The organism is Streptomyces viridifaciens, assembly GCF_001888885.2.
In the GTDB taxonomy this organism is placed as follows: Bacteria; Actinomycetota; Actinomycetes; order Streptomycetales; family Streptomycetaceae; genus Kitasatospora; species Kitasatospora aureofaciens.
Genome location: NZ_CP090840.1, coordinates 1,094,517 through 1,107,755, shown reverse-complemented (window position 1 = coordinate 1,107,755; position 13,239 = coordinate 1,094,517). Strand labels below are relative to the sequence as shown.

The 13,239-nt window shown below is 77.6% G+C and carries 1 protein-coding gene (cut by a window edge); it reads right to left on the bottom strand.

Features of this window, described 5'->3' with window-relative positions:
- Window positions 1-13,239, bottom strand: partial view of a type I polyketide synthase gene (locus tag BOQ63_RS04935; protein ID WP_499503667.1) — the start only. Its footprint begins 15,027 nt before the window's first position; the window shows 13,239 of its 28,266 coding nt (coding positions 1-13,239); it begins with the start codon at window positions 13,237-13,239; its stop codon lies beyond the left edge, outside the window.

Below are 13,239 nucleotides of genomic sequence, written 5' to 3'. Positions count from 1 at the left end.
GAGCCGTTCGGGCAGGTCGATCACGCCGCCCCAGCGCTGGGGGTGTTCCAGCGCGGCGGTCCAGCCGAGGCCGTGGACCTGCGCCTGCACCGGGTGGGCGAGCCGGTCGCCGCGAATGGCGGCGACGGCGTCCCGGGTGAGGCACCACAGCGGGGCGTCCCGTCCGGTGTCGCCGAGGGCCTGGATCAGCGCGAGGGTGAGCGCGAGGCCCTCGGGCAGCGCGGGGTGGCGCTCGGCGGGCCGTTCGGCGGTGGCGAGCAGGGAGACGATCCCGGTGAGCTCGGTACCGTCCAGGGCGGCGAGCCGATGGGCGAGCCGCTGCCGGTCGGTGCACTCGCCGTCCAGGACGAGGTGCTCGATCCGGGCGCCGTGGGCGGCCAGCGCCTCGACGACGTCCTGTCCGGCCACCGGCACGGTGTCCGGCCCGGTGCCGGGGACGGTGTCCGGCGCGGTGCTGACCAGCAGCCAGGTGCCCTCCAGCCGGGCGGCGGCGGTGGGGGCGGTGGCGGCGGCGTTGCCGAGCGGCTTCCAGGCCGCCCGGTAGCGCCAGGTGCCGACGGTGGAGCGGTCCCGGCGGCGCCGGTGCCAGTCGGAGAGCGCGGGCAGCACCGGGGCGAGCGCGCCGCTGTCGATGCGCAGCCGGGCGGCCAGCGACTCGACGTCGGCCTCCTCGACGGCGCTCCAGAACTCGCCGTCCTCCGGCTCCCCTCCGGGCCGGGGGGCGACAGCCCACAGGTGCTCGTGCTGGAAGGCGTAGGTGGGGAGCGGGACCGGCCGGGCCCCGGCCAGCAGGCCGGACCAGTCGGCCCGGGCGCCGCGGACGAATGCCTCGGCGAGCGAGCCGAGGAACCGGGCCGCGCCGCCCTTGTCCCGCCGCAGGGTGCCGACGGCGGCGGCCCGGCCGGCGCAGTCCTCGGCGGTGGCCTCGATGGCCATGTTGAGCACCGTGTGCGGGCTGACCTCGATGAACAACTCGTTGCCCTGGGCGATCAGTTCACGGACCGCGGGGTCGAAGCGCACCGGCTGCCGCAGGTTGCGGTACCAGTACTCGGCGTCCAGGGCGGTGGTGTCCAGCCGCTCGCCGGTGACGGTGGAGTGGAACGGCACCTCCGCGGCGCGCGGGCGGATCGGGGCGAGGACCGCCACCAGTTCCCCGGCGAGCAGTTCGACCTGGGCGGAGTGCGAGGCGTAGTCGACGCTGATCCGCCGGGCGCGTATCCCCTCGGCCTCGAACTCGGCCATCAGCGAGTCGAGTTGCTTGGCCGGTCCGGACACCACGACGGTCCGCGGGCCGTTCACGGCGGCGATGCCCAGCCCGTCGCCGTGCGGGCGTATCCGCTCCTCGGCCTCGGCGGCCGGCAGCGGCACCGAGACCATCCCGCCGGAGCCGGCCAGTACGCGGCCGATCAGCCGGCTGCGCAGGGCGACCACCCGGGCGCCGTCCTCCAGGGAGAGCGCCCCGGCGACCACGGCGGCGGCGACCTCGCCCTGGGAGTGCCCGATCACCGCGTCGGGGTGCACCCCGTGGGCGCGCCACAGCGCGGCCAGCGCCACCATCACCGCGAAGGTGGCCGGCTGTACCACGTCCACCCGGTCCAGGCCGGGCGCGCCGTCGGCCTGCCGCAGCACGTCGAGCAGCGACCAGTCGACGTGCGCCGACAGCGCGGCCGCGCACTCGGCCAGCCGTTCGGCGAACACCGGTGACTCGTCGAGCAGTTCGGCGGCCATGCCGGCCCACTGGGAGCCCTGGCCGGGGAAGACGAAGACCGTCCGGCCGGTGCCCTCGGCGAGGCCGTGCACGGTGTTCGGCGCGGAGCCACCGGCGGCGAACGCGGCCAGACCGGCGCGCAGTTCGGCCGGGTCGGCGCCGAGCACCACGGCGCGGTGCTCGAACAGCGTACGGGTGGTCAGCAGCGCGTGTCCGACGTCGCGCGGGCACGGGCCCGGCTCGGCCTCCAGGTGCTCGGCCAGCCGGGCGGCCTGGGCGCGCAGCGCGGCGGGCGTACGGGCGGAGAGCACCCACGGGACCGGGCCGCCGGCCGGGGCGTCCGGGGCCTGCGGGAGCTCCGGGGCCGGGACGGCCGCCGGGGCTTCCTCCAGGAGGACGTGGGCGTTGGTGCCGCTGATGCCGAAGGAGGAGACCGCGCAGCGGCGGGTCCGTTCGCCGGCCGGCCAGGCCACCGGTTCCTGGAGCAGGGCGACGGTGCCCGGGGTCCAGTCGATGTGCGAGGAGGGCTGGTCGGCGTGCAGGGTGCGCGGCAGCAGTCCGTGCCGCAGCGCCTGGACCATCTTGATCACCCCGGCCACGCCGGCCGCCGACTGGGTGTGCCCGAGATTGGACTTCACCGAGCCGAGCAGCAGCGGGCGCTGCGGGTCGCGGTCGCGCCCGTAGGCGGCCTGGAGCGCCTGGGCCTCGATCGGGTCGCCGAGGGCGGTGCCGGTGCCGTGCGCCTCGACGGCGTCGACGTCGGCCGCGGTGAGCCCGGCGTTCTCGAGGGCCTGGCGGATGACGCGTCGCTGGGAGGGCCCGTTGGGGGCGGTGAGGCCGTTGGAGGCGCCGTCCTGGTTGATCGCCGAGCCGCGGATCACGGCGAGCACCGGGTGGCCGTTGCGCTCGGCGTCGGAGAGCCGCTCCAGCACCAGGACGCCCACGCCCTCGGCGAGGGTCATCCCGTCGGCGGCCTCGGAGAAGGCCTTGCAGCGGCCGTCGGCGGCCAGCGCGCGCTGACGGCTGAAGGCGATGAAGGCGTTCGGGTTGGTCATCACGGTGGCACCGCCGGCCAGCGCGAGGCTGCTCTCGCCGCCGCGCAGCGACTGGCAGGCCAGGTGCAGGGCGACCAGCGAGGAGGAGCAGGCGGTGTCGACTGTGACGGCCGGGCCCTCCAGGCCGAGCAGGTAGGCGAGCCGGCCGGAGAGCACGCTCGGGCTGGTGCCGGTGACGGCGTGTCCGGCCGAGCTGTCGTCCATGCCGAGCCCGTACTCCTGGTACGTGGATCCGATGAACGTGCCGGTGGCGCTGCCGTGCACCGAGGTCGGGTCGATGCCCGCGGACTCGAAGGCCTCCCAGGTGGTCTCCAGCAGCAGGCGCTGCTGGGGGTCCATCGCGAGGGCCTCGCGCGGGGAGATGCCGAAGAAGGCGGCGTCGAACTCGCCGGCCTGGTGCAGGAAGCCGCCGCGGGTGGAGTAGGTGCGGCCGTTGGCGTCCGGGTCCGGGTCGTAGAGTCCGTCGTCCCAGCCGCGGTTGTCCGGGAACTCGGAGGTGGCGTCCAGTCCCTCGGCGACCAGCCGCCACAGCTCCTCGGGGCCGGCGGCGCCGCCGGGGAAGCGGCAGCCCATGCCGACGATGGCGATCGGCTCGGCGGGGTCGGCCACGGTGGTCCGGCGGTCCGCCGTCTCCGCCTCCACGCCGAGCAGTTCCTCGCCGAGGAACGCCGCCAGGGCGAGCGGGTTGGGGTAGTCGAAGGCCAGCGTGCTGGGCAGCGACAGCCCCGTCAGGGCGGCCAGCCGCTTGCGCAGCTCGACGGCGGTCAGCGAGTCGAAGCCGGCGTCCCGGAAGGCCCGCTTCTCCGGCACCCCGTCGGCGGAGCCGTGGCCGAGGACCACGGCCGCCTCGCGGCGCACCAGGTCCACCAGCAGCCGGTCCCGCTCCGGGCCGGCCAGCCCGCGCAGCCGGCGGGCCAGGTCGGTGGCGGCGCCGGTGTCGGCGGCTGTCCGGGCCAGTGCCCGGACCTCGGGGATCTCGTCGAACAGCGCGCTGGGCCGGGCGGCGGTGAAGACCGGGGCGTAACGCTCCCAGTCGACGTCCGCGACGGTCACCGCGGTGTCCTCGTGGACGATCGCGCGGCGCAGCTCGGTGAGCGCGCTCTCCACGGCGAGGAGGCGCAGCCCCTGGCGGCGCAGGCCGTCGGAGACCGCCTCGTGGGAGGCCATCCCGGCGCCCGCCCACGGGCCCCAGGCGATCGAGGTGGCGGTCAGGCCGCGCGCCCGGCGGTTCTCGGCGAGCGCGTCCAGGTAGGCGTTGGCGGCGGCGTAGGCGCTCTGACCGGCGCTGCCCCAGACCCCCGCGACGGAGGAGAACAGGACGAAGAAGTCCAGGTCGTGGTCGGCGAGCAGGGCGTCGAGGTGGGCGGCGCCGTGCAGCTTGGCGGCGGTGAGGCGGTGCAGCTCCTCGGCCGGGGTGTCGGCCAGCGGGGCGGCCTGGCCGAGTCCGGCGGCGTGCACCACACCGGTCAGCGGCTGCTCGGCTGGAACGGCGGCCAGGGCCGCGGCGAGCGCGTCCCGGTCGGCCGCGTCGCAGGCCAGCACGGTGGCGGTGGCGCCCAGCTCGGCCAGTTCCGCGACCAGTTCGTCGACGCCGGGCGCCTGCGGGCCGCGACGGCCGGTCAGCAGCAGGTGCCGAGCGCCGGCCCGGGCCAGCCAGCGGGCCGTCTCGGCGCCGAGGGCGCCGGTGCCGCCGGTGACCAGCACGGTGCCGTCGGCGGTGAACTCCTCGGCCCGGGGCAGCTCGTCGACGGGATGGCGCACCAGGCGGCGGCCGTACGCGGCGGTGCCGCGCAGCGCGACCTGGTCCTCGCCGCTGCGGCGGCCGCCGCCTGCCAGGACGCCGACCAGGCCCTGCACGGTCGGCGCGTCCAGCACCGGCGGCAGGTCGACCAGGCCGCCCGGCGCCTGCGGCCGCTCCAGGGCGGCCACCCGGCCGAAGCCCCAGGAGGCGGCCTGGACGGGGTTGGTGAGCGGGTCGGCCGGTCCGGTGGAGACCGCGCCGCGGGTGACGGTCCACAGCGGGACGGCCGAGCGAAGGTCGCCCAGGGCCTGGGCGAGCACGGCGCCCAGCGCGAGGCCGGCCGGCAGGCCGGGCCCGGGGGTGGGCCGGTCGGCCAGCGGGAGCAGCGACAGGATTCCGGCCAGTTCGCCGAACCCCTCGACCCGGTGGGCGAGTTCGGCCCGGTCGTGGCAGGCCTCGTCGAGCACCAGCCGTTCCAGCCGGGCCCCGTGGCCGCGCAGCGCGGCGAGCAGCTCGGCGTCGTCCACGCCCTCGGCGGTGACCACCAGCCAGCTGCCGTCGAGCACCGGCGCGGCGGTGGGCCGGAGGGGCTGCCAGCGCACCCGGTAGCGGGCGGCGTCCAGCAGGGTCTTCTCGTGCCGGGTGCGGCGCCAGTCGGCGAGGGCCGGGAGCAGGGCGTACAGGCCGGCGTGCTGTTCGTCGCGCAGGCCCAGCAGCCCGGCGAGTTCGGCGGCGCTGCCGCGCTCGACGGCTCCCCACAGGGCGGCGTCGGCCGGGTCGGCGGCCGGGGCGGCCGTGCCGGGCTCGGCCTCGGGCCAGTAGCGCTCGTGCTGGAAGGCGTAGGTGGGCAGTTCGACGGGCCGGGCGCCGGTGCCGGCGTACAGGGCGGCCCAGTCCGGGGCGTGGCCGCGCACGTGCAGGGCGGCCAGGGCCCCGGCGGTGGAGCGTTCCTCGGGGCGGCCGGCCCGCAGCAGCGGGACGGCCGTCACGGCGGTGTCGCCGGCCAGGACGTCCTCGGCCAGTGCGGACAGCACGCCGTCGGGGCCGAGCTCCAGGAAGGTGACGGCGCCGGCCGCGCGGGCGGTGCGTACCGCGTCGGCGAAGCGCACGGCCTGCCGGACGTGCTCGACCCAGTAGTCCGGGGAGCGCAGTTCGGCCTCGGTGGCGGGTTCGCCGGTGGTGTCGGAGACGAACGGGATGCGCGGCGGGTGGAACTCCAGGGCGGCGACGGCCTCGCGGAACTCCGCCAGCATCGGCTCCATCAGCGGCGAGTGGAAGGCGTGCGAGACGGCCAGCCGCTTGGTCCGGCGGCCCTCGGCGGCGAACTCGCCGGCGATCCGCAGGACTTCGTCGGCCAGGCCGGAGAGCACCACGGCCCGGGGGCCGTTGACGGCCGCGAGGGCGACGCCCGGCACCAGGCGGGGCAGCACCTCCTCCTCGGCGGCCTCGACCGAGACCATGGCGCCGCCCTCGGGCAGCGCGTCCATCAGCCGGGCCCGGGCGGCGACCAGCGCGCAGGCGTCGGCCAGGGTGAGGACGCCGGCGCAGTGCGCCGCGGCGACGGCGCCGATCGAGTGGCCGAGCAGCAGGTCGGGCCGCACGCCCAGGGAGTCGAGCAGGCGGAACAGCGCGACCTCGACCGCGAAGACGGCGGGCTGGGCCCAGCCGGTCCGGTTCAGCAGCTGCTCGTCGTCGCCGTACAGGACCTCGCGCAGCGGGCGCTCCAGCCGGGGGCCGAACTCGGCCAGCACCTCTTCCAGGGCCCGGGCGAACACCGGGAAGCGCTCGGCGAGTTCGCGCCCGGCGCCGAGGCGCTGGGCGCCCTGGCCGGCGAACAGCAGGGCGAGCCGCCCGCCGCCGCTCTCGCCCGTGACCAGCCCGGCGGCCGGCTCACCGGCCGCCAACGAGGCCAGGGCGGCGAGCAGTTCGTCCCGGTCGGCGCCGGCGGCCACCGCGCGGTGGCCGAACGCGGAGCGGGTGGTGGCGAGCGCGAGCCCGACGTCGGCCGGGCGCAGTCCGGGGCGGGCGGTGACGAAGGACCGCAGCCGGGTGGCCTGGTCCCGCAGCGCGGCGGGGTTGCGCCCGGCCAGCGGCCAGAGCAGGACGGGCTCCGCGACGCTCGGGACGGGCGGCGCGCTGACGGCGGCGGGGGCCTGTTCCAGGATGACGTGGGCGTTGGTGCCGCTGAAGCCGAAGGAGGAGACGCCGGCCCGGCGCGGACGCCCGGTCTCCGGCCAGGGCGTCTCCTCGGTGAGCAGCTCGACCGCGCCCTCCTCCCAGTCCACGTGGGAGGACGGCTCGGCGGCGTGCAGGGTGCGCGGGACCACGCCGTGCCGCATGGCGAGCACGGTCTTGATCACCCCGGCGACGCCGGCGGCGGCCTGGGTGTGGCCCAGGTTGGACTTCACCGAGCCGAGCAGCAGCGGGAGTTCGCGGTCCTGGCCGTAGGTGGCCAGCAGCGCCTGGGCCTCGATCGGGTCGCCGAGCGGGGTGCCGGTGCCGTGCGCCTCGACCACGTCGACCTCGCCCGCGGTCAGCCCGGCGTTGGCGAGGGCGGCGCGGATGACGCGCTGCTGGGACGGCCCGTTGGGGGCGGTGAGGCCGTTGGAGGCGCCGTCCTGGTTGACCGCCGAGCCGCGCACCACCGCGAGCACCGGGTGCCCGTTGCGCCGGGCGTCGGAGAGCCGCTCCAGCACCAGCACGCCGACGCCCTCGGACCAGCCGACCCCGTCGGCCCGGTCGGAGAAGGCCTTGCAGCGCCCGTCCGGGGCCAGGCCGCGCTGGCGGGAGAACTCGATCAGCGAGGTCGGGGTGGACATCACCGTGACGCCGCCGGCCAGCGCGAGGGTGCACTCGCCGGTCCGCAGCGCCTGCATCGCCCAGTGCATGGCGACCAGCGAGGAGGAGCACGCGGTGTCCACGGTGACCGCCGGACCCTCCAGGCCCAGGGTGTAGGAGACCCGCCCGGAGGCGATGCTCGGCGAGGTGCCGCTGCCCTGGTGGCCCTCGAACCGGCCGCCGGCCAGCAGCGCGGAGTAGTCGTTGTACATCACGCCGGCGAAGACGCCGGTGCGGCTGCCGCGCAGCGCGACCGGGTCGATCCCGGAGCGCTCCACCGCCTCCCAGCAGGCCTCCAGCAGCAGCCGCTGCTGGGCGTCGGTGGCCAGCGCCTCGCGCGGGCTCATGCCGAAGAAGGCCGGGTCGAAGTCGGCGGCCTCGTGCAGGAAGCCGCCGAACCGGGTGTAGCTGGTGCCCAGGTGGTCCGGGTCCGGGTGGTAGAGCGCGTCCAGGTCCCAGCCGCGGTCGGTGGGCAGCCCGGAGACGGCGTCGGTGCCCTCGTGGAGCAGCCGCCACAGGTCCTCGGGCGAGGCGACGCCGCCGGGGTAGCGGCAGCTCATGCCGACGATGACGATCGGATCGTCGGCGTCGGCGGCGCGTACCGGTGCCGGGGCCGCGGGGGCCTGGGCACCCGTCAGTCCGTCCAGCACGTGCTCGGCCAGCGCGGCCACGGTCGGGTGGTCGAAGACGACGGTGGCGCGGATCCGCAGGCCGGTCGCGGCACCGAGCCGGTTGCGCAGTTCGACGGCGGTGAGCGAGTCGAAGCCGAGGTCCTGGAACGGACGCTGCGGGTCGACCTCGGCCGGGTCGGCGTGCCGCAGCACGGCGGCGACCTCGGCGCGGACCAGCTCGACGGCGGCCTCGGTGCGGGCCCGGGCGTCCAGCCCGGCGAGCCGGCGGGCGAGCGTCCCGGCCGCCTCGGTGGCGGCCGCGGCGGCGCGCCGGGCGGGGGTGCGGATCAGTCCGCGCAGCAGCGGGGGCACCTCCCGGCCGGCCCGCAGGACCGGCAGGTCCAGCCGGACGGGCAGCAGCACGGCCTGCGGCCGGGTGAGCGCGGCGTCGAACAGGGCGAGGCCGTCGGCGGCGGACAGCGCCGGGGTGCCGGCCGCGGCCAGCCGGTCGAGGTCGGCGGCGGTGAGGCCGCCGGTCATCCCGCCTGCGGGCGCCCACGGCCCCCAGCCGAGCGACTGGGCGGGCAGCCCGGCGGCGCGGCGGTGGTGCACCAGTGCGTCGGCGAAGGCGTTGGCGGCCGCGTAGTTGCCCTGGCCGGGCGCGCCGGCCGTGCCGGAGAAGGAGGAGAACACCGTGAAGGCGGCCAGGTCGAGGCCGCTGGTGGCCCGGTGCAGGTGCCACAGGGCGTCGGCCTTGGGCCGCAGGACGGCGGCGAGCCGCTCGGGCGTCAGCGCGGTGACCACGCCGTCGTCGAGCACGCCGGCGGCGTGCACGACCGCGGTCAGCGGGTGCTCGGCCGGAACGCCGGCCAGCAGCCGGTCCACGGCCGCCCGGTCGGTCAGGTCACAGGCCTCGACGGTGACCGCGGCGCCCGCCTCGGTGAGAGCGGCGGCCAGTTCGGCGGCGCCCTCGGCCCGCGCGCCGCGCCGGCTGACCAGCAGCAGGTGTCGGACGCCGCGCTCGGCCACCAGGTGTCGGGCCAGGACGGCGCCGAGCCCGCCGGTGCCGCCGGTGATCAGCACGGTCCCGGCCGGGTCCCACCCGGCGCCGGCCGGCTCCTGGGCCGCCCCGGAACGTTCCGCGAGCGCACCGGCGACGGCGCCCGCCCGGGCCAGCCGGGCCGCGAGCACGCCGCCGGCCCGGACCGCCAGCTGCGGTTCGTCCCCGGCGAGGGCCGCCTCGGGCAGCGGACCGCCGGCCGGATCGAGGTCGACCAGGCCGAACCGGCCCGGGTGCTCGGCCTGCGCGGAGCGCACCAGGCCCCAGACGGCGGCCGCGGCCGGGTCGGTGACCTCCTCGTCCGCCCCGGTGCTGACGGCGCCGCGGGTCACGAAGACCAGCCGGGCGTCCTCCGTCGCCTCGTCCGCCAGCCACGCCTGGAGCCTGGCCAGGGCCCGGGCGGTCAGTTCGTGGGCCGCGCCGACCGGGTCGGCCGGGTCGCCCGCGAGCGGCACCAGCACCACCCCGGCCGGCCCGTCCCCGGCGGGCGGCAGCGTCCCGAGGCCGAGCGGGTCCGGCCCGTCGACCGCCACCGCGGCCGGCACCGGCGCCCCGCCGCCGCGCGGACGGGCCCAGCGCAGCTCGAACAGCGCCTCCGCCGAAGGGCCCGTGCCCGCGCCCGCACCGCTCGGCAGCGCCCGCAGCACCAGGGCGCCGACCGAGGCGACCGGGCCGCCCGCGGCGTCGGCGACCTCTACGGCGACGGTGTCCTCGCCGGTCGCCGAGAGCCGCACCCGGACGGTCGACGCCCCGGCGGCGTACAGGCTGACGTCCTGCCAGCAGAACGGCACCCCGCCCGGCACCAGGAAGCCCGCGGCGTGCAGCGCCGCGTCCAGCAGTGCCGGGTGGATGCCGAACCCGCCGGCCTCGCCGCGCACCGTCTCCGGCAGCGCGACCTCGGCGAACACCTCCTCGTCCCGGCGCCAGGCTGCGGTCAGCCCGCGGAAGGCGGGCCCGTAGCCGAAGCCCGCGCCTTCCAGCCGCTGGTCCAGGCCGTCCGGGCCGGTCAGGTCCAGCGGCTCCGCACCGGCCGGCGGCCAGGCGCCGGACTCCCCGGCCGGACGGGGGTGCTCGTCCACGGCCAGCAGGCCGTCGGCGTGCTGGGTCCAGGGGGCGTCCTCGTCCCCCTCGGGACGGGCGTAGATCCCGATGCCGCGCCGCCCGGTGGCGTCCGGCCGGCCGACCCACACCTGGACCTGCACGCCGCCCTCCGCGGGCAGCGGCAGCGGCGCGGTGAGGGTGAGTTCCTCGACCCGGTCGCAGCCGGTCTCGTCGCCCGCCCGCACCGCGAGTTCCAGGAACGCGGTGCCGGGCAGCAGCACGGTGCCGGCCACGGCGTGGTCGGCCAGCCACGGGTGGGTGCGCAGCGACAGCCGGCCGGTCAGCAGCAGGCCGTCGGTGTTGGCCAGCGACACGGCGGCGGCCAGCAGCGGGTGGTTGGCCGAGCCGAGCCCGGCCGCCCGGACGTCGCCGGTGCGGGCGAGCGCGCTCTTCGGCCAGTACCGGCGGTGCTGGAAGGCGTAGGTGGGCAGGTCGACGTGGCGGGCGGTGCCGGTCCCGGCGAAGTAGGCGTCCCAGCGGACCGGCACACCCCGGACGTGCAGCCCGGCCAGCGCCTCGGTCAGCGCCTCGGTCTCGTCCCGGCCGGGGCGCAGCGCCGCGAGGGCGCCGACGCCGTCGGCGGCCGACTCGTCGAGGCAGGTCTGGGCGAGCGCGGCCAGGGTGCCGTCCGGCCCGAGTTCGAGGAACGTTGCGGTGCCGTGGGCCGCGAGCCGGTCGACGGCGTCGGCGAAGCGGACGGTCCGGCGGGCCTGGTCGACCCAGTAGCCGGCGGAGGTGAGCTGTTCGACGGTGGCGGGCGCACCGGTGAGCGTGGAGACGACCGGGATGACCGGCGCCTGCGGCGAGAGCCCGGCGACGACGGTGCGGAACCCGTCGAGCATTGGGTCCATCAGCGGCGAGTGGAAGGCGTGCGAGACCCGCAGTCGGCGGACCTTGCGCCCGAGTGCCTCGAAGTGCGCGGCGACGGCCTCGGCGGGCGCGCTCGCGCCGGCGACGACCACGGCCCGCGGGCCGTTGACGGCGGCCAGCGCCACGTCCTCGCCGAGCAGCGGCCGGACCTCGTCCTCGCCGGCCTGGAGCGCGATCATCGCGCCGCCCTCCGGCAGCGCCTCCATCAGGCGGGCCCGGGCGGAGACCAGGGCGGCGGCGTCGGCGAGCGAAAAGACCCCGGCGACGTGCGCGGCGGCGATCTCGCCGACCGAGTGGCCGGCCACGAAGTCCGGGGTGACGCCCCAGGACTCCAGCAGCCGGAACAGCGCGACCTCGATCGCGAACAGCGCGGGCTGGGCCTGTCCGGTGCGGTTGAGCAGGTCCTCGTCGGCGCCGAGGATCACCTCGCGCAGCGACGGGCCCGGCCGGTCGCCGAGCGCGGCCAGCACCTCGTCCAGCGCGGCGGCGAACACCGGGAAGCGGGCGGCCAGTTCGCGGCCCATGCCGAGGCGCTGGGCGCCCTGCCCGGCGAACAGGAAGGCGAGCTTGCCGCGGCCCTGGACGGTGCCCCGGACCAGCCGTCCGTCGCCGGTGCCGGCGGCGAGCGCGGCGAGGGCGGCGGCCGCCCCGGCCCGGTCGGGAGCGGTGACCACCGCGCGGTGCTCCAGGGCGGCCCGGGTGGTGGCGAGGGCGCCGGCCAGCTCGGCGTCGGAGCCGGCCGGGCCGGACTCCAGGAAGTCCCGCAGGCGCTCCGCCTGGGCGCGCAGCGCCTCCACGGTCCGGCCCGAGACCAGCCAGGGCAGCGCCCCGGAGCCGGCTTCGGCCTCGGCCTCGGCCTGGGCCTGGGCCTGGCCCTCCGACGCGCCCGGGGCGTCCGGGGCCGGGACCTCCGGGGCCTCCTCGATGATGACGTGGGCGTTGGTGCCGCTGAGGCCGAAGGAGGAGACCCCGGCGCGGCGCGGTTCGGCGCCCTGCGGCCAGGGGGTCGCCTCGGTGAGCAGCCGCACCGCCCCGGACTCCCAGTCGACGTGCGAGGACGGCGCGTCCACGTGCAGCGTCCGGGGCAGCAGGCCGTGCCGCATCGCCAGCACCGTCTTGATCACCCCGGCCATGCCGGCCGCCGCCTGGGTGTGGCTGAGGTTGGACTTCACCGAGCCGAGCAGCAGCGGCGCCTCCCGGTTCGCCCCGTAGGTGGCGAGCAGCGCCTGCGCCTCCACCGGGTCGCCGAGCACGGTGCCGGTGCCGTGCGCCTCGACCACGTCGACCTGGTCGGCCGAGAGCCGGGCGTTGCGCAGCGCCTGCTCGATCACCCGTTGCTGGGAGGGGCCGTTGGGGGCGGTCAGGCCGTTGGAGGCGCCGTCCTGGTTGACGGCCGAGCCGCGCAGCACGGCCAGCACCCGGTGGCCGTTGCGCCGGGCCACCGACAGCCGCTCCAGCACCAGCACGCCGACACCCTCGGACCAGCCGGTGCCGTCGGCGGAGTCTGCGAAGGACCGGCAGTGGCCATCGGCGGCCAGCCCGCCCTGGCGGGCGAACTCGACGAAGGTGGTGGGGGTGGACATCACCGTGACGCCTGCGGCGAGCGCCAGGCCGCACTCCCCCGCCCGCAGCGACTGGGCGGCCAGGTGCAGGGCGACCAGCGAGGAGGAGCAGGCGGTGTCCACGGTGACCGCGGGGCCGACCGCGCCGAAGACGTACGAGAGCCGGCCGGAGATCACGCTGGTGGCGTTGCCGGTCAGCACGAAGCCCTGGACGTCGTCGTCCGGGCCGGTGCGGTAGTCCTGCGGCATGGCGCCGACGAAGACGCCGGTCCGGGTGCCGCGGATCCCGGTGGGGTCGATGCCGGCCCGCTCGAACGCCTCCCAGGCGGTCTCGAGCAGGACGCGCTGCTGCGGGTCCATGGACAGCGCCTCGCGGGGCGAGATGCCGAAGAAGCCGGGGTCGAAGTCGGCCGCGCCGCGCAGGAAGCCGCCCCGGACGTCGGTCGGACCGTCGGCCGGGTCGAGCTCCCAGCCGCGGTCGGCCGGCAGGCCGGTGATGCCGTCCCGGCCGTCGACCAGCATCGCCCAGAGGTCCTCGGGGCTCGCCACCCCGCCGGGGAAGCGGCAGCCCATGCCGACGATGGCGATCGGTTCCCGGGCGGCGGCCTCCAGTTCGTCCACCCGCTGCCGGGAGCGCTGGAGGTCCGCGCTGGCCCGCTTGAGGTAGTCCCGGAGCTTCTGTTCCTTGTCCAT